Source organism: Mesorhizobium comanense (assembly GCF_005503535.1).
GTDB classification, from domain to species: Bacteria; Pseudomonadota; Alphaproteobacteria; order Rhizobiales; family Rhizobiaceae; genus Mesorhizobium; species Mesorhizobium comanense.
Map to the genome: position 1 here is coordinate 1 of NZ_SCNN01000011.1, position 24,582 is coordinate 24,582.

Consider the following 24,582-nt stretch of genomic DNA (forward strand, 5'->3'; position numbering starts at 1 on the left):
CTCTACCACCGCATCGGCAGCGGCGTGATGGTGGTGACCATGCATCCGCAGATCATGGGGCGTGGCCATCGGCTGCTGATGCTGGAGGACTTCATCCGTCATGTCGCCTCGCATGAGCGCGCCGGCTTCACGACATGCCGCGACTATGTGCGGCGCTGGCGTGAGGGCCGCTCCCCGTCCCTGCCCGCCGACGCCGGCGACAACAGGCTGGCCAGATGAAGACGGCAATCGTTACCGGCGCCGCCGGCGGGATCGGCGCGGCAATCGCGACGCTGCTTGCGTCATCGGGCGCCACCGTGATCGCGCTCGACCGGTCGTTCACCGGCGTCAGCGAACAGGCCACGGCCACGGGCCACATCCTGTCGGCGGCCTTCAATGTCACCAATGAAGCCGAATGGGCCGGCATTTGCGACATGGCGGCCAGGCGGTTCGGCCATATCGATGCGCTGGTCAACAATGCGGCGATCTTCAATCCGGTGCCTTTCCTCGACGAAAGCGTCGCCGGATTCCAGGCCGTGACCGACGTCAACCAGTTGGGCACTTTTCTCGGCATGCGAGCGGCCGCCAAACTGATGCCGGCGCGCGGCGGCTCGATCGTCAATGTCTGCTCGACCGGCGGGTTGAGAGGGTTCAGCGGCGCGTTCGCCTATTCGACTTCGAAATGGGCGATCCGCGGCATGACCAAGGTCGCGGCGCGCGAACTGGCCCATCGCAACATCCGCGTCAACGCCGTGCATCCCGGCCTGGTCGACACGCCGATGCTCAGCGAGAACACGGCTGAGAACCTGGCGGGGATGACCGCCTCCGTGCCGCTCAACCGGCTCGCCAGCCCGAAGGAGGTGGCCCACCTCGTGGCGTTCCTGGTCTCGCCCGGCAGCGAATACATCACCGGATCCGAGTTCACGATCGACGGCGGGCAGACGATCTAGCGCAACCAGAGATTGCCCGGAGGCTGGCGATGGAAAAGCGATTTCAAGGCAAGACCGCCGTGGTGACCGGCGCCGGCAATGGCATCGGCCTCGCCACGGCCAGACGCCTGCAGGCCGAAGGCGCCGCGGTGCTGTCGGTCGACTGGAATTCCGACTATCTGGCCGACTGCACCGCGCCGAAACTGACGATCGACCTGGCCGCGGACGATGCCCCGGCCCGGATCGTCGCGACCGCGAAGGCGGAATTCGGCACCATCGACATCCTGATCAACAATGCCGGCGTTGCCGGACCGAAGGCGCTCGCCGACAGCAGCGACGCGTTGATCGATCACGTCATGGGCATCAATGTGCGCGCCGCCATGCGGCTGACACGCGACATGCTTGCGCATCTGGCGAGACCCGGCGGCTCCATCGTCAATGTCTGCTCGGTTTTCGGAGAAGTCGGGTTCCCCGACACCGCACCCTATGCCGCGTCCAAGGGAGCGCTGTCGCAACTGACGCGACAGCTCGCCGCGGATCTGTCGGCAGACGGAATCCGCGTCAACGCGGTGGCGCCCGGCGTCATCAACACACCCATCGTCGCCGAGCGGATCGCCTCGGATGCCTGGTACCGGCGTGCGATGATCGACACCACGCCGATCCGGCGCATCGGCACGGCCGACGATGTCGCCGGCGGCATCCTGTTCCTGTGCGGCCCCGACGCGCAATTCATCACCGGCCATATCCTGAACATCGACGGCGGATGGCTTGCCGCGCGCGTCGCCCCATGACCGGGCATTTTCGACAGTACGAAGGAAACAAAATGTCACCCGTAGCAATACACGACCTGGCCGGCATGTCGGCGGAAGCACGCACCAGCCTGCTGGAGCGGACCGAGGCGGACCTCTCCGAGATCATCAGGAAGGTCGAGCCGATCATCGCTTCCGTCCGCACGAAAGGGGACGACGCGCTGATCGAACTTGCCGCCCGCTTCGACGGCGTGACCCTGGACCACTCGGCGCTGAAGGTGTCCGCCAGCCAGATCGCCGGGGCCGAAAAGGAACTCGATCCCGAAATCGTCGCAGCGATCCGGCTTTCGGTGGCGCAGGTCAGGCGCTTCCACGAAGCGCAGATGCCCGACAATCTGTGGCTGAGCGAGGAAACCGAGGGCGCGCTGATCGGCGACCGATGGACGTCGATCGATTCCGTCGCCTGCTACGTGCCGCGCGGCAAGGGTTACTTCCCGTCGAGCGCGATCATGACAGCGGTGCCGGCCATCGTGGCCGGCGTGCCAAGGGTGGTCATCGTGACGCCGCCGGGGCCTGACGGCACCGCCGACGCCGCCACGCGTTTCATCGCTTCGCTGATCGGCGTCGAGGAAATCTATCTCTGCGGCGGCGCGCAAGCGGTGGCGGCGGTCGCCTACGGCACGGGGACCGTGCCGAAATGCGCCAAGATCGTCGGCCCCGGCAGTCCATGGGTGAGCGCAGCGCGCCAGCTCCTGTCGAACCGGATCGATCCGGGCAGCCCGGCCGGTCCGAGCGAGTTGCTGGTCTATGCCGACAGCTCCATCCCGGCAGCACTTGCCGCGCTGGAACTGACCGTCGAATCCGAGCATGGCCCGGACTCGTCCGCCTTTGTCGTCACCGCCGACCGTGCGCTGGCGGAAGCCATCGCCGCCGAGGTGCCCCGGTTCTGGGAAGCGATGGGAGAATACCGGGCCGATTTTTCGCGCACCGTGCTCAACGGCGGGAATGGCGGCATCGTGCTGGCGCCGTCGATCGAAGCGGCCTTCGACTTCATCAACGACTACGCGGCCGAACACTTGGCCGTGCTGTCGACATCGGCTTTCGAATTGCTGCCCAGGATCAGGAACGCGGGCGAAATCCTGCTTGGTCCGCACTCGGCAATTCCCATCGCGAACTTCGTGCTTGGACCGAGCCATGTCCTGCCGACGGGCGGCCGCGCCAACACGGCGTCGCCGCTCTCCGTCTTCGATTTCCTGAAGCGTTCCTCGATCGCCTACCTGTCGCAGGCCGCCTATCGCCGGCTGGCGCCGGCCGCCCGCACCTTCGCCCGATATGAAGGCTTCATGGCGCACGCGAATTCGGTTTCGGACATCCGCGACCGCATCCTGTCGACCAATACTCCTGCCACCGGTCCGTGAACGAGATGACGATGACCCTACAGACCGACACAGCCGTCCCGAAGCAGACCACGCGACGCCCCCGGCGCAAGCCGTTGCTGAGCATGGCGGCCGAGATTTCCGGGCCGGCCTATCTTCTGATCGCGATCTGCGCCTTCCTGCTGTTCATCGCGGGATGGTTCCTGGCGACCGGGCTTGGCGTGGCCAAGCCGATCTTCCTGCCCTCGCCCCTTGGCGTGATCGCCAAGCTCGCAAAGCTCGCCGCCGATGGCACGCTGGCCAGCGATGTCGGCAACAGCGTCTATCGCATCATGGTCGGCTTCCTGATTGCCTCGGTCATGGCGCTGGCGACGGCGATCCTGATCGGCGCCTACCGCTTCTGGGAGGCGGCGATCGAGCCGTTCCTCGACTTCGTGCGCTACATGCCGGTGGTGGCTTTCGTGCCGCTGACCATCCTGTGGAGCGGCACGGGCGACATCCAGAAATTCCTGATCATCTGGATCGGCACCTATTTCCAGCAGGCGCTGATGTTCAAGGACAACATCAAGCGCGTTCCTTCCGACTTCATCGGATTTGGACGCACGCTGGGCATGAGCGACCTGCGCGTCTTGATGCGCATCGTGGTGCCCTCGGCGATGCCGCAGATATGGGACACGCTGCGCATCTCGCTGGGCTGGGCCTGGACCTGGGTGACGCTGGCCGAACTGGTCGCCGCCAATTCGGGGCTCGGCTACCGGATCACGGTCGCCCAGCGCTACCTGCAAACCGACATGGCGATCGGCTACATACTGGTGCTCGGCGTACTGGGCCTGGCGACGGACCAGATCATGCGACTGCTTGGCCGGCATTTCTTCAAATATGAGAGGAAGTCCTGACATGCAGGCGCATCCCAAGCTCAAGATTTCGCACCTGCAGAAGTCGTTCGCCAACGGGCGTTCGCCGGTGCAGGTGCTCGACGACATCAACCTCGAAGTCGGCGACAACGAGTTCGTCTCGCTGGTCGGCGCGTCGGGCTGCGGCAAGAGCACGCTGCTGTCGATCATAGCCGGCCTGCAGGACCATGAGCAGGGCGAAATGCTGGTCGACGGCAGCCCGATCAACGGACCGGGCCGCGACCGCGGCGTCGTCTTCCAGTCCTACACATTGCTGCCATGGCTGACGGCGCTGCAGAATGTCGAATTCGCCCTGCGCGAGACCGGACATGAGGCAAAGGACATCACCGAGGTGGCGCACCGGCATCTGGAACTGGTCAAGCTCTCGCGCTTCGCCGACAGTTTTCCAAGCCAGCTTTCCGGTGGCATGAAGCAGCGCGTCGCCATAGCGCGCGCGCTCTCATACCGGCCCAAGATGCTGCTGATGGACGAGCCGTTCGGCGCGCTCGATGCGCTGACCCGTGGCCAGATGCAGGAACTCTTGATGCAGATCTGGCAGGAGCATCGCCTGACCGTGATCTTCGTCACCCACGATGTCGAGGAAGCGGTCTATCTGTCCGACCGCATCTTCGTCATGGGCCTCAACCCGGGACGTATCAAGGAGTGCATCGAGGTATCCAGCGCAAGGCCAAGGCCGACCGGCATCCAGCACGACCGCGAAACCCTTGAGCTTCAGGCGCGAGTGCTGAAGTCCATCCGCGAAGAGACCCGCCGCGTGGAGTTCGACTGAACGCGCGCTCGGTCGCGATCACGGAGATTTACGCCGGGTACGGATTCCGGCGTCCGGTGAAATGCACTATCGTCGGGCTCGTCAGCTAATTCGAGGCATCTCTTCATGACCGCAGTCCAGCCGTTTCCGCTCGTCGAGGTGAGCGGAGCTCCCGCCCGGCGTGGCGAGGCCTATGGCGAGCAGGCACGCGACCGCATCCACGCATCGATGGCCTTGTACGCCACCCAGCTTGAGCGGCTCGGCTTCACAGGCGACGATGTCGAGCGCTTCGGCGGCCTGTTCCTGCCTCGCCTGCGCCAATGGGCGCCCGATCTTGTCGAGGAGATGGAAGGGATCGCGGCCGGCGCCGATGTCGCCCTGTCCGCGGTCCTGCTCGTCAACGCCCGCACCGAAATCCTGCAGCTGGCCAAGCGCGAGAAAGGCGTTTCCGACGACGAGCCGGATGGCTGCACCGGCGCGGTGATCCTGCCGGAGGCCACGAAGGCCGGCCGGTTGATCCATGGCCAGAACTGGGACTGGCGCGCTGAGTGCGCCGAGACCTCGATCGTGCTGCGGGTGCGGCGTGAGGACGGGCCGGATCTCATCACCTTCACGGAGGCCGGCGGCCTCGCCCGCAGCGGTTTCAATTCGGCCGGCATCGGCATCACCGCGAACTACCTGGAATCGGACCGCGACTATCGCGACATGGGTATCCCGTTGCCCTTCATCCGCCGCCGCGTGCTCGAGGCAAGGCATTTCGCTCACGCCATCAAGGTGGTGGCGACGACGCCCAAATCCTGTTCCAACAACATGATCCTGAGCACGGCAGAAGGGTTCGCGGTCGACCTCGAATGCGCACCAGACGAAGCCTTCCCGATCTATCCCGATGACGGACTGATCGTGCACGCCAACCACTGGCAAAGCCCGGTCGCGCTGTCGAAGCTGCGCGAAACCGGGCTCGGCGAGGTGCCGGACAGCCTGTACCGCGACTACCGCGTGCGCCGGCATCTTGCCGCGCGGCGTGGGACGATCACCGTGGATGACCTCAAGCAGTCCCTGTTCGACGATTTTGCCGCTCCGTTCAGCGTCTGCCGCCCGGCAATCCCCGAGGACGGCGGCAACCTTTCGGCGACGGTTGCCATGATCATCTTCGAGCCGGCCAGCGGCATCATGGAAATCGCCCCGCTGCCTGCCGAGAACCGTACCTTCACGCGCTATGAACTGGCGATGGACGAGGCTGTCGCCCAAGCGGCCGCGAAGGCAGCCCTGGCGCGGTAAAGCAGGCACATTGCAGACCTGATTGCCAGACCCGCAGGGCCGCCGCTTGCGGCGTCTTCATGGAAATGTCTATGGTGGGCGTTCACGGAGCGGGCGTTGCCGCCAGCCAACCACAGCGCGGCATCTTGCTGAGCCTACCTTTCAGAAGAAGTGAAGTAACGCACCACCAATGGCCGGCAGAGCACATTTCGGGTTGAGCGCCATCGACACCGTTCCCCTGCATGAGAAGGTCTATCTGGAGCTGGTGCGGGCGCTTATGTCGGGCCAGTTCACGCCGGGCCAGAAGCTGACCTCGCGCAAGCTCGCCAAGGAACTCGGCACCAGCGACATGCCGGTGCGCAGCGCCTTCATGCGGCTGCAGGCGCTGCGGGCGCTGAGCCCGATGCCGAGCGGCAGCGTCGAGGTGCCGGTGATCTCGGCCGACCGTTTCTCGCAACTGACGGCGGTGCGCACGATCCTCGAGGGCTCGGCGACCGAACTTGCGACGACGCGTGTCAACGGCAACAATCTGCGGACGATCCGCCGCCACAGCACCGAACTGACGCTGGCGGCGCGCGCGGGTGACATCGGCGACTATCTCCGGAAGAACTACGCTTTCAAGTTCTCGATCTACCGCCACTGCGGCAACGAGCAGATGATCTTCCTGATCGAGACCGTCTGGATGCAGGTCGGCCCTTTCCTGAGGAACCTCGCAATGGGGTTCGAGGATGACCTCTCCTCCATTCTCGACATCGACTATCATGAGGAAGTCGTGGCGGCGATCGAAGCCCAGGACGGCGCGCGGGCACGCGCCGCCATCGTTCGCGACATTGACGAAGGTGCGGCGCACATCTTGCGGCAAGCCAGCTTCCCGGGTGCGAGACGCTAGGATTGGGCTTAGGGTTCTTTTCGCGTTGAAGATGGGCTGAAGCTTCCCTCCTTCGTCATCCCAGGGCGAAGCAGGAGCGAAGCTCCGTCGCGGAGACCCTGGGATCCATGCCGCGACCTTGCCGACAGGTGCAGCGGAGCAGAATTCTGAACTGCAGTGACGCTCGGGAGTCCCGGCATGGATCCTGGGGTCTGCGCTGCGTCGCTGCGCTCCTTGCTACGCCCCAGGATGACGACGCGATGGATAGTTCCGCCTATCGCCAAGGCAGGCGATCCGTCAACCAAGCGACCCTGCGAGACTTTCTCTCGGGAGGACCAGGGACATCGGCCCAAGAGTTGAGGGCCTATATAGCAGCTAAATGCCACTTGGCTTTCCGTCATCTTGCCTCTATGTTGCGATCGCAGATCGCGAAATTGGTTTTGAAATGCCTCCCGACATCCCGGCTAGTGACTTGAAAAAATAAGGAAAAATATCCGCGATTGGCCGGATATGGTTCCCGAAAACTCACAAGCATTTTTACCAGGGATAGCGCGACCCACAGGGCTCGGGCACCTTCCAAAACCAGAGGTTTCAAATTGAGCGATGCAATTGCGGACGTCCTGAACTGGCTTGAAAGCAGAACCGACATCCAGAGCCTGAGGGCCGCTGTATGCGACCTCAACGGTGTCATGCGCGGAAAGCGCATCCCGGTCGAGCAGGCGCGCAAGGCGCTGGAAGGCAAGCTGCGCATGCCCTACTCGCTGATCGGGCTCGACATCTGGGGCGAGGATATCGAAGGCAACAGCCTGGTGTTTTCGACCGGCGACGCGGACGGGCTTTGCCAATGGACGGGACGCGGCATCCTGCCCGTGGACTGGACGGCGCATCCCACAGCACTGGTGCCGCTCTGGCTGGCCGACGAAAGCGGCGCGCCGTATCTGGGCGATCCGCGCCGGGCGCTGGCCCGCATCCTCGACCGCTACAAGGCGCTGGGACTGACCCCTGTCGCAGCCACGGAGCTCGAATTCTACCTGGTCGATCCGCAGTCGCAGCGGCCGGTCGGCCCTGTCTCGCCGGTCACGGGGCGACGTCTCGATTCCGACGCGGCGCTGTCGATCGACGAGATCGACGATTTCGAAGCCTTCATCCATGACGTCTACGAAGCCTGCCGGGCGCAAGGCATTCCCGTCGACACGGCGATCGCCGAGAACGGCGTCGGCCAGTTCGAGATCAACCTGAACCATGTCGCCGATGCCTTGCGGGCAGCCGACGATGCCGTGCTGTTCAAGCGCACCGTCAAGGGCATTGCCCGCAAGCACGGCTTCGCCGCCTGTTTCATGGCCAAGCCTTATGGCGACCGTGCCGGCAACGGCTTCCACGTCCATTTCAGCCTTGTCGACGCCGATGGCCGCAACATCTTCAACGACGGCACGGATCAGGGCTCCGATACGATGCGTCACGCGGTCGGAGGGCTGCTGGCCGCGATGGCCGAGAGCACGCTGGTGTTCGCGCCGCACTTCAATTCCTACCGCAGGCTCAGACCACGCTCCTACGCGCCGACGGCCGTCGCCTGGGGCTATGAGAACCGCATGGTGGCGATCCGCATTCCCGGCGGTCCGAGCGCGGCGCGGCGCATCGAGCATCGCGTGTCCGGAGCCGATGCCAATCCCTATCTCGTGCTTGCCGCCATACTGGGCGCGGCGCTGATCGGCATCGAAAGGCAGATGTCCCCAGGCGACCCGGCCGGCAGCGACGGCCAAGGCGTTGCTCCGGCCAAGCTGCCGCCGGACTGGGCCTCGGCGATCGCGGCTTTCGAGAGCGGCACCCATGTGGCGGAAATCTTCCCGGCGATCCTGCGCGACTCCTTCATGGCCTGCAAACGCCAGGAGCTGAACACCTTCGCCCTCAATGTCAGCGATTTCGAGATCGAGACCTATCTCGAAAGCGTGTAGTCGCGACTGACGCAACGGCGGGTTTCGTGCGCGTGGCTCTAGGGGCCGCGACGCAAGGGCTTGCGAATTCGGCGTCGACCGGGCATAAACATGATAATTTTTGTCATGTATTATATCCGGAGACTGACGGGACTTGACCTTCGTTGCGCGCATGGAAAGCCGGATCGAGGGCTTTTCGGTCATCGGCGACCTGAAATGGCATGTCTGGGACGGCGTGGTCGCCGACCTCTGGGATGTTTCGTGCGGCGACAGCGCGCAGGGCTATTATGTCTCGCCCGATCCCCGGCTCTTTGTCGCGCTCGACGTGGAGGGTGACGGCGGCTTCTTCGTCGAGGGTGCCAAGGGCGAGTTCCGCCGCCACCACCAGCCCCTTTCCATGGCCTACATTCCGGCCGGGGTGCCGATCCGCGGGCGCGTCGAGGGGCTACGCCGCATCAGGCACCTCGACCTGCATTTCGACGCGGCGACGCTGACGCGTCGCTTCGGCCGCAGCCTCGACCACGAGGCGTTGCGCATCTCACGCTTCCAGTTCCGCGACGAACGCGTCGCCATGCTGGCCGGCCTGATCGCCGCCGAGTGCGGCAACGACCAGCCCTTGCATGACCTCTATGGCGAGGGTCTCCTCAATGCGCTGTTTGCGAGCCTTTTCCAGATCGAGCAGCCAAGCACCAGGCGCCGCTCTCCGCTGTCACGCCGCAAGCTTCGCCTTGTCACCGACTATATGGGCGAGCACTGCCTGGACAGGATCCGGCTTGCCGATCTTGCCGCGCTGACCGGCCTGTCCGAGACGGCTTTTAGCCACGCCTTCAAGGCGGCGACGGGCGTGCCGCCGCACCGCTGGCAGATGCAGGCGCGCATCGACAGGGCCAAGGCGATGATGGCGCAGGACGCCGCTTCGCTCGGCGATATCGCCGAGGCGACCGGCTTCTTCGACCAGGCCCATCTGACGCGCGTGTTCAAGTCGATCGTCGGCGTGACGCCTAGCGCATGGGCCAAGACCGCCAGTGACATTTGCGCAACATGACGGCGCGTTGTCAGTCGTTTGGACAAGAACAGCCAAGCCGTTCAAATCCATCCAATGACCCGCAGATAAGTTGAGATAAATGATCAAGTATCTCAACGACAGCAGGCGGGGACTTTCCTGATGAGCAGATTCTACCGGATGAAGGCGCTTCTGGCGGGCGGCGTGGCCGCTGTGGCGATGATCCCGCCGATGGCCGCCTTCGCGCAGAGCGCGCAGACAGGGACACAGCTTGCTCCCGTTGTCGTCGAGGGCGAAGCCGGTGACAGCGCCACGGGCCCGGTCAAAGGCGTCGTCGCCAGGAAGACCACGACCGGCTCCAAGAGCGCGACCGACATCAAGGACATTCCGCAATCCGTCTCCGTGGTCGGCCGGCAGGAGATCGATGATCAGGGCGCGCAGAAGGTCGACGAGGCGCTGCGCTACACGGCAGGCGTTTTCGCGCAGCCCTTCGGTCCCGACAGCGATACCAACTGGCTGTTCATCCGAGGTTTCCAGGCCACCGCCACCGGCACCTACATGGATGGGCTGCAGCTGTTCAGCTACGGTTTCGGCGGGTTCTATGTCGACAGTTTCGGGCTCGAGCGCATCGAGGTGCTGAAGGGACCGGCTTCCGTGCTTTACGGCGGCAGCAATCCCGGTGGCATGGTCAACTATGTCAGCAAGCGGCCGGAGTTCGAACGCAAGCGCTATGTCGAGACCGGCGTCAATGATGCGGGCAACGTCTATCTCGGCTTCGACATCGGCGACGTGGCCAACAACGGCGCGGTGAGCTATCGCATCAACGGCAAGGTCGCAGGAGGCGACACTTACAGCGACCTGCAGAATGGCTGGCGCGGCTTCATCTCGCCCAGCATCACCTGGAAGCCGGACGAAGCCACGACGCTGACCATCCTGGCCAACTATTCCCACATCGACGAGAACCATGGAGGCGGCAGCTTTTTGCCTTATGCAGGCACAGTGACGGACCGGATCGTCGACGGTGTGAACTATGGCCGTATCGACCCCGATGCGAACTTTACCGAACCGAGCGTCGATCTCTACAAGCGTGAGCAGGGGTCGATCGGATACGAGTTCGAGCACACGTTCGACAATGACTGGACGGTGCGCTCCAACACACGTTTCACGGCTGCAAACATCCAGGAAGTCAGCGTCTATCCCAATGGCTGGGTAAGCCCCACATCGACGCAGCTCAACCGCATCAATTTCGGCCACGACACCGACGCCACCACATTCCTGTCGGACCTGCAGATCGAGGGCAAAGTGCAAACCGGCGCGGTGGAGCACACTTTGCTGGCCGGCATCGACTACAAATACTACAACATCGACCAGGTGCAGTCGTCGGCCCTGTTCGGTACGACGCCGCCTATCGATGCCTTCAACCCCGTCTACGGCTCGCCGTTGACGCCCCGTGTCAGCTATCTCAGCCAGAACCTGACCCAGCAGCAGCTCGGTGTCTACGCGCAGGACCAGCTACGCTTCGGCGATGGCTGGCTGGTGACGCTGAATGGGCGCTATGACCGCGGCTGGCTCAGTGCCGATAATCGCCCAAACTACTATTCGGAACTCTTCAACACGCCGGTCATCGATCAGAGCCAGACCGTCGGCGATTTTTCAGGCCGCGCCGGCCTTGCTTATGAGCTCGCCAACGGCGTAACTCCCTATGCGAGCGTCGCCACCTTCTTCAACCCGATCATCGGCACCGACGCCAGCGGCAACCTGTTCTCTCCGGAGACGGGCCAGCAATACGAGATCGGCGTCAAATATGTGCCAACCTTTGTCGATGGCCTGTTCACCGTGTCGCTGTTCGACCTCACGCGCCAAAACGTGGCTACCGCAACCGCCGCCAATCCGTTCGCCCAGGTTCAGACCGGCGAGGTGCGGTCACGCGGCGTGGAACTGGAAGGCAAAGTGAACATCACCGACGATCTCCGCATCACGGGCGCGTTCACCGCATACGATCTCAAGATCACGAAGGACAAGGAACCCACATATGTGGGCAAGACGCCCTTCATCGCGCCTGAAGTGATGGCTTCCGCATCGGTCGACTACACGTTCCGTGGCGACTGGTATGACGGCATCTCGATTGGCGGCGGGCTGCGCTATCTCGGCTCCTCATGGGCCGACAACGACAACACGCACAAGGTTCCCGCTGTTACGCTCGCCGACCTCAAACTCGGCTACGGGAAAGAAAACTGGGGCGTCGATCTCAACGTCACCAACCTGTTCGACAAGACCTACGTCGCCAGTTGCCAGACGACGCTGACATGCTCCTACGGCGAAGGCCGCTCCTTCAAGCTGAAGGTTCACACGACTTGGTAGTCATCCACCTGGTTGCACCTTGCCGGACAAGCCACTGGTCCATCGGCCAGTGATGCATCCGCCCAACAGACGGCAGGTACTGGCATTGGCGGCGGCGGCCTTGCTGCCGCCTGTCGCCGCCAGGGCGGCGGCGATGCGCGTCGCCGCGATCGACTGGGGCATGCTGGAGACGTTGCTGGCGCTCGGCATCGTGCCGGCGGCGGCGAGCGAACTGATCCAGTTCCGCAGGATCGCGGTCGAACCGGCCGTGCCGCGACCGGTAACCGATCTCGGCCTGCGTGGCTCGACGAATTACGAGCTGCTGCGCATCATTGCGCCCGATCTCATCGTCATCTCCAATTTCTACGAATACCAGCGGCCCATGCTCGAACGCATCGCGCCGGTGTTCGCGCGGCCGGTCTACGAGGCCGGCGTCGCGCCCTATGCGCTCGCCGAGGCCGCAACGCTCGCTCTCGGTGAAAGACTTGGGCGGCAGGCTGAGGCGAGGCGCTATCTCGACGATACATCAGGCGAAATCGCGCGGCTTCGCGCCAGCCTGCCACGATCATCGGCGCGGCCGGTCTTCATCATCAGCCTCGGCGACAGCAGGCATTTCCGCGCCTTCGGCCGAGACGCGATGTTCGGCGACGTGCTGTCGCGCCTCGGCATCGAAAATGCCTGGACCGACGAGACCAGCTACAGCGCGGCGGCACCTGTCGGGCTGGAGGCCCTGGCACGCGTGCCCGAGGCGTCGATCCTGATCGTCTCGCCGCTGCCGGCGGATGTCGGACGCTCGCTGCCGACGAATGCCTTGTGGAACGCGCTGCCGGCCGTGCGCGGAAACCGCGTCGCGGTGCTCGATCCCATCAACCATTTCGGTTGCCTGCCGTCGGCCCGCCGCTTCGCGCGCCTGGCGGCTGCGGCACTTGCCGGACACGCTTCATGACGGACCGCCTCGCAACGGGCCCTCTCAGGGTGCAGCGTGCCCTGTCGCCCTTCGCCCTGTGGAGCGTTCTGGCAGCGGCGGCGGCTTTCCTGTTCGCATGGCGCGTCGGCATGCAGTGGGCGGCAACGCTGCCGGGCGACGGCACCGATCTCGGCGATGTCATCCTGTTCTACAGCACGCTGCCGCGCGCCGCCGTGGCGGTGCTTGCGGGCGCCGTGCTCGGCCTCTCCGGCCTGCTGCTGCAGCATGTGCTGCGCAATCCGCTGGCCGAACCCTCGACGCTCGGCATTTCGGCCGGTGCCCAACTGGCCATGACGGTCGCGTCGCTTAACGCCCCCCTGCTGATGGAGCGCTCGCAAGGTCTGGTCGCCTTCGCCGGAGGCACGGCCGCGGTGCTGCTGGTGCTGGCCCTGACCTGGCGGCGTGGGCTCGAGCCGGTGTCCGTCGTGCTCGCCGGCATGATGGTGGCGCTGACGGCGAGTTCGGTCAGCGCCGCCCTGATCCTCGCCAATGGCGACTATCTGTTCTCGCTGTTCATCTGGGGCGGCGGATCGCTGGTCCAGCAGGATTGGGGACCGGCCCTCGCGCTCGCCGTCCGGTTGGCGGCCGGGGCCATTGCGGCGCTGATGCTGCTGCGGCCGCTGACCATCCTTGGCCTCGACGACGCCTCCGCGCGCGGCCTGGGCGTTGCCCGCCACACCAGCCGCTTCCTCGTCGTCGCGCTCGCGGTGTGGATGGCGACCACGGTCGCGGCCGAGGTCGGCGTCATCGGCTTCATCGGCCTCGCCGCGCCGGCCCTGGCCACGCTTTCCGGCGCGCGCACCTTGCGGCAGAAGATGATCGCCGCACCGCTGCTCGGCGCGATCCTGCTGTGGCTGACGGACGGGCTGGTGCAACTGGCCGCCGGTTCCGGCGGCGAGCGCATTCCGACCGGCGCCGGCACGGCGCTTCTGGGCGGTCCGCTGCTGCTGTGGCTTCTGCCGCGGCTGCGCATGTTCGAATGGCCGCGCCTTGGCCCGGACGGGACCTCGCCGCGCAAGGCCAGCAGGCCCTGGCTTCTCATTCTGTTGCTGCTCGCGCTGACACTCATCGCCGCCGCCCTGGCTCTTGTTGTCGGTCACGGTCCCGCAGGCTGGTCATTCGCCAGCGGCGACCTGCTCCGCGATCTCGCCGCCTGGCGTGCGCCACGCATCGCCGTGGCCGCCGCAGCCGGCGCCATGCTCGCGGCTGCCGGCGTCGTCATTCAGCGGGTCACCGGCAATCCGCTGGCAAGCCCCGAAGTGCTCGGCGTCGGCACCGGCGCGGGCGCCGGCCTGACCGCCGTGCTGACGATCAGCGCCACGGCCGGGCTCGGCTGGCAGCTGGCCGGTTCGGCGCTGGGCTCGCTTGCCGCATTGATCGCCATGCTTGCGATCGCCGCGAGGGCGAAATTCGGCACCGACAGGCTGCTCCTTGCCGGTGTCGCCATGAGCGCGCTGTGCAGCGCCGTCATCACCGCGACGATCGCGATGGGCAACGCGCAGTCGTACATTTTGCTGCGCTGGTTGAGCGGCTCGACCGGCGAGGCGACCGGGCTGGATGCCTGGGTCGCATTGGCCTGCCTGCTGCCTTTGACGTTGCCGGTGTTTCTCGCTGCGCGATGGCTCGACATCCTGCCGCTGGGCACGGACGGCGCCCGCAGCCTGGGCGTGCCGGTTGCCGCCGGACGACTTATGCTGATCGTCGCCGCCGCGCTTCTGACCGCGCTGGCCGCCATGGTCGTCGGGCCATTGAGTTTCGTCGGCCTGATCGCGCCGCACCTTGCCCGGCTCGCCGGCTTTTCACGCGCGCGCGTTCATCTCGCGGCCGCCATGTTCCTGGGTGCCTTGCTGATGATCGTGTCGGACTGGCTGTCGCGCATGGCCGCCTTTCCCTATGAACTGCCGGCCGGCCTGTTTGCCTCGCTGCTCGGCGGACCGTATCTGGTCCATCTTCTGGCCAGGGGCACGCCGCGCCAGGGCTGAGGGGGCGGCTTCTAGGAGGAGCGCTCGGCCTTCAGCACCGAGACCGCCGCCTCGCTGTTGTGGACGTAGTCGTTCGCATCGGGCTGCCTCTGCACCAGCAGGAGGAACAACAGGTCGGTCAGCGTCAGTTGCGCGTCACGCGCGGTGATCGAGGACGAGCGTGCACGTTCCTCGTCGGCGATGGTGTAGAGGCGTATGTCGGCGACACGGCTCAGCGGATTGTCGTGCACGCCGGTGACGGCGATGACCATCGAGCCGCGCTTGCTGGCAAGCTCGGCGATGCGCAGGGTTTCGATGCTGGCGCCGGAATGCGAGAGCGCGAACAGGACGTCGCCAGGCCCCAGCGTCGAGGCGTTGGCCATCTGGATGTGGCTGTCGCTGTCGTGAAGCACGTTGCGGCCGAGCTTCATCAGCTTGTAGGAGAAATCGCGCGCCACCAGCGAGGAGGCGCCGACGCCGACCAGATGGATGCGGCGCGCGCCGTCCAGCAGGTCCAGCGTGCGGGAAATGATGCGCTCGCTGTTGCCGGCGACGGTCCGCTGCATCGACAGGAGCTTGCTGCCGATCAGCTTCTTGAGGATCACGGGAAAGGCGTCGCCGAGCTCGATCGAGCCATGGATCACCCCCGCCGGCACCCGCCAGTCCTGCGCCCTGGCCTCGCTGACGGCGAGCTTGAGCTCCTGATAGCTGGCGTAGCCGAGCTTCTGGCTGAACTTGACGACGCTCGACTGGCTGCGGCCGATCTCGGCTGCCAGCGCGGCCGTCGACAAGCGCAGCATCTGGTCGGGATTGTCGACGATGTATTGCCCGATCTCGCGGTCGCCGGGAGCCATGCCGTCGAGCTTCGCACTGATCATGTTCAAGACGGACACCGGCTTCCTCGCGCTTTCGGCCCGCAGGCCATACTGACGGCGTGCCGACACAGGAATAAATTATTCCAATTTCGATTGACAGCCAAGAACGCAGAATTAATTGTCGAACCAGCACCAGCCGAAATCCGGAATCGGAACAGATCGCGAGTGACGCGGCCGGCTTTCGTCGCAGAAGGTTTCAGCCATGGACAGATTGCGGATCGTCGGCGGACGAAGACTGGAAGGGGCTGTCACCATATCCGGCGCCAAGAACGCGGCGCTGCCGCAGATCGCGGCGGCGTTGCTGAGCCCCTACCCGCTTGAACTGACCAATCTGCCCGATGTCACCGATGTCCAGAACATGCTCGGCGTGGTGCGGCTTCATGGCGCCGAGGTGACGCGCTCGGCCCATGCCGCCGCGATCGACACCAGTGCGGCCGTGTCCAAGGAGACCTCCTACGACACGGTGCGCAAGATGCGCGCGACGGTGCTTGTGCTCGCGCCACTGCTGGCACGGTTCGGCCATGCCCGGGTTTCGCTGCCGGGCGGCTGCGCCATCGGCGCGCGGCCGGTCGACATGCATGTCTCGGCCCTTGCGGCACTCGGCGCCCGGATCGCCATCGAGAACGGGCTGATCGTCGCCTCGGCGCCGAACGGGCTGACCGGCACGCGCATCGTGCTCAGCTCGCCGTCTGTCGGGGCGACCGAGACAGCGATGATGGCGGCGACCACGGCCAGGGGCGAGACCGAGATCCTCAACGCGGCTCGCGAACCGGAAGTGGCCGACCTCGCCGCCTGCCTCAATGCCATGGGCGCTCGCATAGAAGGCGCCGGCACGCACCGCATCCTGATCGCCGGCGACACAGTCTGGCAGGCGGCCACGCACGACATCATCCCCGACCGGATCGAGGCCGGCACCTATGCCATTGCCGCCGCCATCACCGGCGGCCAGCTTGAGCTCACCCACGCGCGGCTCGAGCACATGGCCTCGGTGGTGCAGTTGCTGGAGGCCACGGGCGTCAGCGTCTGGCCGGGCGACCGCGGGCTCATCGTGTCGCGCGACCGGCCGCTCAAGGCCGCCGACCTCACCACGGAACCCTATCCGGGCTTTCCGACCGACCTGCAGGCGCAGTTCATGGCGCTGATGTGCTGCGCGGACGGCGCATCGCTGCTGCGCGAGACGATCTTCGAGAACCGCTTCATGCATGTGCCCGAACTGATGCGGCTCGGCGCCAACATCAAACTGCAGGGCACCATGGCCCTGGTGCGCGGCGGCGAGAGGTTGCATGGCGCGCAGGTCATGGCCACCGACCTGCGTGCTTCGGTATCGCTGGTGCTGGCGGCACTCGTCTGCCAGGGCGAGACGACAATCAACCGCGTCTATCACCTTGATCGAGGCTATGAGCAACTGGACCGCAAGCTGCGCCTTTGCGGCGCCGACATCGAGCGGCTGAGCGCATGAGCGGCGCGGACTATTTCCTCGGCGTCGACGGGGGCGGCACCGGCTGCCGGGCCCGCATCGAGGATGCGCGAGGGGTCGTGCTCGGACAGGGCCTCTCCGGTCCCGCTTCGACACGGCTCGGCATAGAAGCTGCCTGGGCCTCGGTGTCGAAAGCCTTCGGGGCGGCGATCGAGGAAGCGGGATTCGGCCCGGCGGAGATTGTCCGCATCCATACCGGCATCGGCCTTGCCGGGATTGGCCGCAAGGGCGCGCTGGAGGCGCTGCGGGCGATCGCGCATCCCTTCGCCAGCATCGCCTTCGTCAGCGACGGCGTGGGCGCTTGCCTCGGCGCGCATTCGGGCCATGACGGCGCCATCGTCATTGCCGGCACGGGTTCGATCGGCCTCGGCTTCGTGGAGGGCCGCGACCTGCGCGCCGGCGGCTACGGCTTTCCGATCTCCGACGAAGGCAGCGGCGCCGATCTCGGGCTGAAAGCGGTGCAACTGGCGCTGCGCGCCCATGACGGCCGCCACGAACGGACCGCGCTGCTGGCGGAGGTCATGCAGCGCTTCGAGGGCGACCCTATGGAAGCCGTCGCCTGGATGGACCGCGCCAGCGCCACGGACTATGCGGCACTGGCGCCGATGGTGATGCGCCATGCCGATCAGGGCGATCCGGCGGGACGGCGCATCGTGCAGGGCGCGGCCGAGCAGATCGACACGCTGGTGCGGGTTCTGTTCGAGAAAGGCGCGCCGCGCGTGACCTTGCTGGGCGGCCTCGCCAGCCCGCTCGAACCCTGGCTCTCTCCCGATGTCCGGCGACGCCTGAAGCCGGCTGACGGCGACGCCGTGTCGGGAGCCATCATCCTTGCCAGGCGGTCGTTGGCCAGTGGTTAGACTATATCCTCAGAAGGAATATTTTATTCCATATTTCTGTTGACCACTCGAATATCCAATTCTAAAAGTTAACAAAGAGCAGCGGCGGCGAAGGCGACGGGATGACCGAACAAGGGTTGATGTCTGAACTGGACCGGCTGGTTTCCGAAGGCCGGAACCCGAGGACCGTCGACATCGACCTGCTGGCCACCATCGACGTGCTGCGCAAGATCAACGACGAGGACAGGCTGGTCCCGGCGGCGGTCGAAAAGGTGCTGCCCGCGATCGCCGCCGCGGTAGACCGCATCGTACTCGCCTTCCAGAAAGGGGCGCGCCTGATCTATATCGGCGCCGGCACCAGCGGCCGGCTCGGCGTTCTCGATGCTTCGGAATGCCCGCCGACCTTCGGCGTGCCCGACGACATGGTGGTCGGCCTGATCGCCGGCGGTCCGGATGCGCTGGTGCGGTCGACGGAGGGCGCCGAGGACGATCCTAAGATGGGGGCGAAGGCTCTGCGGGATATCGGGCTTGGAGCGGACGACGTGGTGGTCGGCATCGCGGTCAGCGGGCGCACCCCCTATGTCATCGGCGGATTGAACTATGCGAAGCAGGTCGGCGCGACGACAATCGCGCTCTCCTGCAATCCGGCATCGACCATTGCCGGCATCGCCGACATCGCCATCTCGCCTGTCGTCGGCCCGGAAGTGCTGACCGGCTCGACCCGGCTGAAGTCGGGAACCGCGCAGAAGCTGGTGCTCAACATGCTGAGCACCGCCTCGATGATCCGCATCGGCAAGAGCTATGAGAACCTGATGGTCGACCTGAACCCGTCGAACAGGAAGCTGGTGGCCAGGGCGATCCGGATCGTCATGCAGACGGCCGGCTGCAGCGCGCAGCAGGCCAGGCAGGCGCTCGACCGGACCGGCAATGACGTGAAGCTGGCGATCCTGGTGGTGATCACCGGCCTCGACATCGAGGCGGCGCGAACCGCGCTCGCCAAGGCCAGCGGATTTCTGAGAAAGGCGATCCGCGACGCGGCCGCCTGAGGCCGCATGAGACAAGACGGTGCAAAGCCGCATAGACTGGGCCGATACTCCAAAGCATGTGTGCCTTGGAAGCGGCCGACAGAAACTGCAAGGCATCGGTTCAAGAATGGGAGATGGGAATGATCAATCTTACAGGAAGGCTGCTTTCGGGTATCACGCTTGCGGCGATGCTGGGCATCGCGACGGTTTCGTCGCAGGCGGCGACGCTGCACATGGCCTGGTCGCAGGACGCCACCGGGCTCGACCCGCACAAGCAGACGGCTTTTTCGTCGCTGCGGCTGCTCGAACTGATCTATGAACCGCTGGTGCGTGTCGATGCCAGCCTGCGGATCGTTCCGGCAATCGCCACCTCCTGGGAGTTTTCCAAGGACGGCAAGGAGCTGACCTTCAAGCTCGATCCCAAGGCGAAATTCCAGGACGGCGCCGCCGTGACCTCGGCCGACGTCAAGGCGTCCTTCGAGCGCATCCTGGACGAGAAGACCGGAGCTGCCGCGCGCGCCAATTTCCTCTCGATCGCCGGCATCGATACGCCGGATGCGGCGACCGTCGTGTTCCACCTGTCGCAGCCCGACGCGCCGATCCTGACGGCGATGAGCGACGTCAACGCGGCCATCGTCCCCGCGGCCGAGATCAAGGCCGGATCGATCGGCACCAAGGCCGTGGGTTCAGGCCCGTTCAAGCTCGACAAATGGGATCCGAACGCCAAGGAGGTGCTGAGCGCCAACAAGGACTGGGCCGGCGGTCCGACCGGTGTCGACGGCATCGAGATCAGCGTGCTGCCGGACGAGGCGGCGATCCTCGCCGCCATGCGCACCAAGCAGGTCGATTTCGCGCTGCTCAACGATCCGCTGGTCGCCACGCTGGTGCCGAAGGAAGCCAGCCTGCAGCTCAACCGCGTGCCGGTGCTGGCCTATCACGTGCTGCAGCTCAACCCGTCGCGCAAGCCGATGACCGAGCTCAAGGTGCGCCAGGCGATCTCCTGCGCCATCGACCGGCAGGAGGTGCTGGACACGGCCTCGCTGGGCGAAGGCAAGGTCACGGGACCGCTGACCATCCCGGCGCTGGCGACCGATCCGAGCCAGCTGTTCTGCTACAAGCGCGATGTCGAGAAAGCGAAGGCGCTGATGAAGGAAGCCGGGCTCGCCGACGGCTTTTCTGCGACCGTGATCGGCGCCACCGGCGAGCCGCCGACGGCAGCCGCGGAAGCCCAGGTCATCCAGTCGCAGCTCGCCGAAATCGGCATCAAGCTCGACATCAAGATGATGGAGCTCAACGTCTATGTCGACGCGTGGCTGAAAGGCGACTTCGACATGGCGATCGCGCTCAATGGCGGCCGCGCCGACCCCTACACCATGTATAACCGCTACTGGACCAAGGCCGGCAACCTGCAGAAGGTGGCCAATTACATCGACGATACGCTGGACAGCGAGATGCAGAAAGGCCGCGCCGAAACCGATCCGGAAAAGCGCAAGGCGATCTTCACCGCGTTCGAGAAGCACCTCGCCGAGATGTCGCCTTGGATCTGGCTCTACACCTCCTACAGCTATACGGCGCAGCAGAAGAACATCTCCGGCTTCGTGCCGACGCCGACGGGAACGCTGTTCAGCCTGAGCAAGGTGACGATCCAGTAGAGCAATTCCAGGAAAAGTGTGAAACGGTTTTCCGTCCGGAATTGCGTAAAAACAAAGAGTTAGAGCCGTTCAGCGTTTCCATGAAACGCTGAACGGCTCTAACGCCGGCTTCGGCAACGGGACGAGAGGTCTTCTGCGCGTGAACTATCTCTTGCGACGGCTGGCGACGTTTCCTCTCGTCCTGCTTGGCGTGTCGGTCCTGGTCTTCGTGGCGATCCGGATGGTGCCCGGCGATTCGATCACGGCGATGCTGGGCACCGAGGCAGGCCTGCTGACGCCGGCGCAGCGGGACGCGCTCGCCGCTTATTTCGGCATCGACCAGCCCTGGTTCGTCCAGTACTGGCGCTGGATCGGCGGCATCCTGCGCGGCAATTTCGGCATCTCCGTCACCTATGGCCGGCCGGTGCTGGACGTCGTCCTCGAACGCTTTCCGCTGACGCTTGAACTGGCCGTGCTGTCGATGATTATCGCGCTCGCCGTCGGCATGCCGGCGGGCATCTACGCCGCCACGCATAGCGAAAAGCCATCCGACCTCGGTGTGCGTGTCATCGCCATGATCGGCCAGTCGACGCCGAGCTTCGTGCTTGGCCTGCTCATCATCTACACGCTCTCGGCCGGCTTCGGCGTGTTGCCGGCGATGGGCGAATTCGCGCCGCTCTGGCAGGATCCCTTACGCAATCTCAGCCAGTTGATCCTGCCCGCCGTCACGCTGGGGTTCGCCTTCGCCGCCTCTGTCACCCGCATAGCGCGCTCGGCCATGCTCGACGTGCTGAGCGACGACTATGTCAGAACCGCGCGCAGCAAGGGCGCCTCGGCGCGCAGCGTCATCTGGCGGCACGCTTTGCCGAACGCGCTGATCCCGGTGGTGACGCTGAGCGGCATCGAGTTCGGCTATCTCCTGGGCGGCGCCGTCATCGTCGAGCAGATCTATGCGCTCCCCGGCCTCGGGCGCATGGTGCTCGACGCCATCCTGCAGCGCGACTACGCGCTGGTGCAGGGAAGCGTGCTGTTCATCGCCTTCAACTTCATGATCGTCAATCTCCTGGTCGACCTCGCCTATGTCGCGCTCGATCCGCGCATCCGGCTGGGAGAGCAGTGATGCGCATCCTGCGCGCCATCTTCGGCCATGGCAGCGGCCGCATCGGCGGCTGCATCGTCGCTGTTTATCTGCTGCTGGCGATCCTTGGGCTGCTGGGGCTGACGCCGCACAATCCGATCACCCAGTACCGGATAGACAGGCTGCACGCGCCCAGCGCCGCCTACTGGATGGGCACCGACCTGTTCGGCCGGGACGTGGCCAGCCGGCTGATGGCGGGCATCGGGCAGTCCTTCACGGTGGCCTTCTTCTCGGTGGCCTTCGCCACTCTCGCCGGCACGGTGCTGGGACTTGCCGCCGCATGGCTCGGGCGGCGCTGGGACGGCGTGGTCATGCGCATCATGGACGTGCTGCTGGCCTTTCCCGCGATCCTCCTGGCCCTGCTCATCGTCACCGTGGCCGGCCCTGGCACATGGACAAGCGTCATTGCCATCGGCATCGTCTACACGCCGATCTTCACGCGCGTGGTGCGCGGCCCGGCCCTGTCACTAAAGGCGCGCGAATTCGTCGACGCCGCGCGCACCTTCGGCAGCAGTTCCTCCTACATCGTCACCCGCCACCTGCTGCTCAACCTCGTGGCGCCGCTGACCGTGCAGGTGACGCTGGCGCTGGCCTGGGCACTGCTGACCGAGGCGGGCCTCAGTTTCCTCGGGCTCGGCACGCAGCCGCCTGCCGCCTCGCTCGGCCTGATGCTGAGCGACAGCCGCAACCTGATGGAGACCGCGCCCTGGCTGATGATCTTTCCGGGCCTCGCGATCATGATCAGCATCCTCGGCTTCAATCTTTTGGGCGACGCCTTGCGCGACGTGCTCGACCCGAAGACGCGGCGGGCGCCGGCATGATCCCGCTGCTTTCCGTTTCCGGCCTGCGCGTCGGCTTCGGCCGTGATCCACGCGCCAATGAGGTGGTGCGCGGCATAAGCTTCGATCTGGCGGATGGCGAAACGCTGGCCATCGTCGGCGAAAGCGGCTCGGGCAAGTCGGTCACCGCGCTGTCGATCAACCGGCTGATCGATTTCAGCGGCGGGCGCATCACTGGCGGCTCGATGAAGCTCAAGCGGGCGGATGGGAGCCTCTTCGACCTGACAAAGGCGAGCGAACCGCAGATGACGGGCATTCGCGGCGCGGAGATCGGCATGATCTTCCAGGAGCCGATGACATCGCTCAATCCGGTGCTGACCATCGGCGCCCAGATCGAGGAATCGTTCCGGCTGCATCGCGGCCTGACCGGCCGTCAGGCGACGTCGGCAGCGAAGGACGCGCTCGACCGCGTGCGCATTCCCGATGCCGCAAGGCGGCTGAAATACACGCCCAACCAGCTGTCCGGCGGCATGCTGCAGCGGGTGATGATCGCCATCGCGCTCGCCTGCAATCCGCGCCTGCTGATCGCCGACGAGCCGACGACGGCGCTCGATGTCACCGTGCAGGCGCAGATCATGGCGCTGCTTGGCGAGCTGAAGCGCGAAACGGGCATGTCCGTCATCTTCATCACCCACGATATCGGCCTGGTCGCAGGCATCGCCGACAAGGTGATGGTGATGCAGAATGGCCAGGCCGTCGAACAGGGCGAACTGAACCAGTTGCTTGATCGTCCCGGCCATCCCTATACACGGCATCTCCTGCGGGACGTGCCGCATTTCGCCAATGGCCGTGCGACGCGCGCGGACGGAAAACGTGACGAGAACGCCGGGATGAACCCGGCCTTGAAGGTCGACGGGCTCGTTGTGCGTTTCCCGCTCAAGAGCAACGTCTTCAGCCGCGCCACCGGCGCGGTGCACGCCGTCGACGGCATCGATTTCGACCTGATGCCAGGCGAGACGCTGGCCATCGTCGGCGAGAGCGGTTCGGGAAAATCGACCACGGCGAAAGCGGTGCTCGGCCTGGTGCGCTCGACGCGCGGCAGCTTCTCCATCGAGACGAATTCAGCCGCGCGCAGCGCCAGGCCGGTGCAGATGGTGTTCCAGAACCCCTATGCCTCGCTCAACCCGAGGCTGACGATCGAGAGCATCCTGGCCGAACCGGTGATCGCCACGGGTGGCCGTGTCGACGCCGGAACAAAGGCTGCGATGGCAAGCCTTCTGGAACGGGTCGGCCTGCCCGCGAACAGCCTGCAACGCTATCCGCATGAGTTCTCGGGCGGCCAGCGGCAAAGGCTGTGCATCGCCCGCGCGCTGATGCTCAACCCTTCCGTCGTCGTTCTCGACGAAGCGGTCTCGGCGCTCGATGTTTCGGTGCAGGCCAAGGTGCTGGAGCTTCTGGTCGACCTGCAGCGCGAGTTCGGGCTTGCCTATCTATTCATCTCGCATGACATGGCGGTCGTCGAGCGCATCGCGCACCGGATCGCGGTTATCTACGCCGGCCAGATCGTCGAAATCGGCAAGGCGGCCTCGGTGCTGTCGCAGCCGAGGCATTCCTATACGAAGAAGCTGATTGCGGCCGTTCCGACCATCGACCGGCGGCGAGAGCGTTTCGAGCTCGACACGCGTCAGATGCCTTCGCTGGTACGCCCGCAAGGGTTCGAACCGGCACCGGCGCGATGGGAGGCGTTTGGTGAGGATCATATGGTGAGGGTGGAAGGTTGATTGCTGTCGCGCAGACAT

General features: G+C 65.3%; 20 protein-coding genes and 1 pseudogene. 20 read left to right on the forward strand and 1 reads right to left on the reverse strand.

Annotated features, from left to right (window positions below; translation table 11 throughout):
• The 13 genes and pseudogenes from FFS37_RS35795 to fhuB all read left to right on the forward strand — a co-directional run.
• Positions 1-219, forward strand: a pseudogene (locus FFS37_RS35795) (hypothetical protein); the annotation flags it as partial.
• The gene (locus FFS37_RS19070) at positions 216-929 is read left to right on the forward strand and encodes an SDR family NAD(P)-dependent oxidoreductase (RefSeq protein WP_137932514.1); all 714 of its coding nucleotides are present in this window, start codon (positions 216-218) and stop codon (positions 927-929) included. The pseudogene FFS37_RS35795 and the gene FFS37_RS19070, both read left to right, overlap by 4 nt.
• Before the next feature lie 29 nt (positions 930-958).
• A complete protein-coding gene (locus tag FFS37_RS19075) occupies positions 959-1,699 on the forward strand; it encodes an SDR family NAD(P)-dependent oxidoreductase (protein WP_137932515.1) in 741 nt (246 codons plus the stop codon).
• 32 nt (positions 1,700-1,731) lie between these two features.
• Complete coding sequence (hisD, locus tag FFS37_RS19080) at positions 1,732-3,075, forward strand: histidinol dehydrogenase (protein WP_137932516.1); 1,344 nt, start codon at positions 1,732-1,734, stop codon at positions 3,073-3,075.
• A gap of 11 nt (positions 3,076-3,086) precedes the next feature.
• Positions 3,087-3,929: an ABC transporter permease gene (locus tag FFS37_RS19085; protein ID WP_137932517.1), complete on the forward strand. Its 843-nt coding sequence runs from the start codon at positions 3,087-3,089 to the stop codon at positions 3,927-3,929.
• A gap of 1 nt (position 3,930) precedes the next feature.
• Positions 3,931-4,716 carry an ABC transporter ATP-binding protein gene (locus tag FFS37_RS19090; RefSeq protein ID WP_137932518.1) on the forward strand — a complete coding sequence of 262 codons (786 nt, stop codon included), beginning with the start codon at positions 3,931-3,933 and terminating at the stop codon, positions 4,714-4,716.
• Between the two features lie 105 nt (positions 4,717-4,821).
• Positions 4,822-5,973: a C45 family autoproteolytic acyltransferase/hydolase gene (locus tag FFS37_RS19095; protein ID WP_137932519.1), complete on the forward strand. Its 1,152-nt coding sequence runs from the start codon at positions 4,822-4,824 to the stop codon at positions 5,971-5,973.
• Between the two features lie 169 nt (positions 5,974-6,142).
• Positions 6,143-6,841, forward strand: a complete 699-nt coding sequence (locus FFS37_RS19100; protein WP_137932520.1) for a GntR family transcriptional regulator — start codon at positions 6,143-6,145, stop codon at positions 6,839-6,841.
• Between the two features lie 575 nt (positions 6,842-7,416).
• Positions 7,417-8,772, forward strand: coding sequence for a glutamine synthetase family protein (locus tag FFS37_RS19105; RefSeq protein ID WP_137932521.1), 1,356 nt, complete (start codon positions 7,417-7,419; stop codon positions 8,770-8,772).
• A gap of 133 nt (positions 8,773-8,905) precedes the next feature.
• Entirely contained in the window at positions 8,906-9,796 is an 891-nt protein-coding gene (locus FFS37_RS19110) for a helix-turn-helix domain-containing protein (protein WP_171026337.1), read from the forward strand.
• Positions 9,797-9,916: 120 nt separating this feature from the next.
• On the forward strand, positions 9,917-12,115 hold the full coding sequence (locus FFS37_RS19115) for a TonB-dependent siderophore receptor (RefSeq protein ID WP_232375710.1): 2,199 nt from the start codon (positions 9,917-9,919) through the stop codon (positions 12,113-12,115).
• Between the two features lie 52 nt (positions 12,116-12,167).
• Positions 12,168-13,040 carry an ABC transporter substrate-binding protein gene (locus tag FFS37_RS19120; RefSeq protein ID WP_137932721.1) on the forward strand — a complete coding sequence of 291 codons (873 nt, stop codon included), beginning with the start codon at positions 12,168-12,170 and terminating at the stop codon, positions 13,038-13,040.
• Entirely contained in the window at positions 13,037-15,043 is a 2,007-nt protein-coding gene (gene fhuB, locus FFS37_RS19125) for a Fe(3+)-hydroxamate ABC transporter permease FhuB (RefSeq protein WP_137932522.1), read from the forward strand. Before FFS37_RS19120 ends, fhuB begins: the two co-directional genes overlap by 4 nt.
• 11 nt (positions 15,044-15,054) lie before the next feature.
• Here the strand turns inward: fhuB and FFS37_RS19130 are convergent, their stop codons facing one another.
• On the reverse strand, positions 15,055-15,915 hold the full coding sequence (locus FFS37_RS19130; RefSeq protein ID WP_137932523.1) for a MurR/RpiR family transcriptional regulator: 861 nt from the start codon (positions 15,913-15,915) through the stop codon (positions 15,055-15,057).
• Positions 15,916-16,099: 184 nt separating this feature from the next.
• On the opposite strand from FFS37_RS19130, the gene murA reads away from it, so the two are divergent.
• The 7 genes from murA (at position 16,100) to FFS37_RS19165 (ending at position 24,564) form a co-directional block, all read left to right on the forward strand.
• Entirely contained in the window at positions 16,100-17,356 is a 1,257-nt protein-coding gene (gene murA, locus FFS37_RS19135) for a UDP-N-acetylglucosamine 1-carboxyvinyltransferase (RefSeq protein WP_137932524.1), read from the forward strand.
• Positions 17,353-18,231, forward strand: a complete 879-nt coding sequence (locus tag FFS37_RS19140) for an N-acetylglucosamine kinase (RefSeq protein ID WP_137932525.1) — start codon at positions 17,353-17,355, stop codon at positions 18,229-18,231. The genes murA and FFS37_RS19140 overlap by 4 nt, the downstream gene beginning before the upstream one ends.
• Positions 18,232-18,332: 101 nt before the next feature.
• Entirely contained in the window at positions 18,333-19,256 is a 924-nt protein-coding gene (gene murQ / locus FFS37_RS19145; RefSeq protein WP_137932526.1) for an N-acetylmuramic acid 6-phosphate etherase, read from the forward strand.
• Positions 19,257-19,375: 119 nt separating this feature from the next.
• On the forward strand, positions 19,376-20,887 hold the full coding sequence (locus FFS37_RS19150; RefSeq protein WP_137932527.1) for an ABC transporter substrate-binding protein: 1,512 nt from the start codon (positions 19,376-19,378) through the stop codon (positions 20,885-20,887).
• A gap of 139 nt (positions 20,888-21,026) precedes the next feature.
• Positions 21,027-21,986, forward strand: a complete 960-nt coding sequence (locus FFS37_RS19155; protein ID WP_137932528.1) for an ABC transporter permease — start codon at positions 21,027-21,029, stop codon at positions 21,984-21,986.
• Positions 21,986-22,825 carry an ABC transporter permease gene (locus FFS37_RS19160; RefSeq protein WP_137932529.1) on the forward strand — a complete coding sequence of 280 codons (840 nt, stop codon included), beginning with the start codon at positions 21,986-21,988 and terminating at the stop codon, positions 22,823-22,825. The genes FFS37_RS19155 and FFS37_RS19160 overlap by 1 nt, the downstream gene beginning before the upstream one ends.
• Entirely contained in the window at positions 22,822-24,564 is a 1,743-nt protein-coding gene (locus FFS37_RS19165) for an ABC transporter ATP-binding protein (RefSeq protein ID WP_137932530.1), read from the forward strand. The genes FFS37_RS19160 and FFS37_RS19165 overlap by 4 nt, the downstream gene beginning before the upstream one ends.
• Positions 24,565-24,582 lie beyond the last annotated feature (18 nt).

Bases quoted from the DNA above. Each gene is read 5' to 3' on its own strand.
- FFS37_RS19070 (WP_137932514.1), top strand. From the start codon at position 216: ATGAAGACGGCAATCGTTACCGGCGCCGCCGGCGGGATCGGCGCGGCA.
- FFS37_RS19075 (WP_137932515.1), top strand. From the start codon at position 959: ATGGAAAAGCGATTTCAAGGCAAGACCGCCGTGGTGACCGGCGCCGGC.
- hisD (WP_137932516.1), top strand. From the start codon at position 1,732: ATGTCACCCGTAGCAATACACGACCTGGCCGGCATGTCGGCGGAAGCA.
- FFS37_RS19085 (WP_137932517.1), top strand. From the start codon at position 3,087: ATGACCCTACAGACCGACACAGCCGTCCCGAAGCAGACCACGCGACGC.
- FFS37_RS19090 (WP_137932518.1), top strand. From the start codon at position 3,931: ATGCAGGCGCATCCCAAGCTCAAGATTTCGCACCTGCAGAAGTCGTTC.
- FFS37_RS19095 (WP_137932519.1), top strand. From the start codon at position 4,822: ATGACCGCAGTCCAGCCGTTTCCGCTCGTCGAGGTGAGCGGAGCTCCC.
- FFS37_RS19100 (WP_137932520.1), top strand. From the start codon at position 6,143: ATGGCCGGCAGAGCACATTTCGGGTTGAGCGCCATCGACACCGTTCCC.
- FFS37_RS19115 (WP_232375710.1), top strand. From the start codon at position 9,917: ATGAGCAGATTCTACCGGATGAAGGCGCTTCTGGCGGGCGGCGTGGCC.
- FFS37_RS19120 (WP_137932721.1), top strand. From the start codon at position 12,168: ATGCATCCGCCCAACAGACGGCAGGTACTGGCATTGGCGGCGGCGGCC.
- fhuB (WP_137932522.1), top strand. From the start codon at position 13,037: ATGACGGACCGCCTCGCAACGGGCCCTCTCAGGGTGCAGCGTGCCCTG.
- murA (WP_137932524.1), top strand. From the start codon at position 16,100: ATGGACAGATTGCGGATCGTCGGCGGACGAAGACTGGAAGGGGCTGTC.
- FFS37_RS19140 (WP_137932525.1), top strand. From the start codon at position 17,353: ATGAGCGGCGCGGACTATTTCCTCGGCGTCGACGGGGGCGGCACCGGC.
- murQ (WP_137932526.1), top strand. From the start codon at position 18,333: ATGACCGAACAAGGGTTGATGTCTGAACTGGACCGGCTGGTTTCCGAA.
- FFS37_RS19150 (WP_137932527.1), top strand. From the start codon at position 19,376: ATGATCAATCTTACAGGAAGGCTGCTTTCGGGTATCACGCTTGCGGCG.
- FFS37_RS19160 (WP_137932529.1), top strand. From the start codon at position 21,986: ATGCGCATCCTGCGCGCCATCTTCGGCCATGGCAGCGGCCGCATCGGC.
- FFS37_RS19165 (WP_137932530.1), top strand. From the start codon at position 22,822: ATGATCCCGCTGCTTTCCGTTTCCGGCCTGCGCGTCGGCTTCGGCCGT.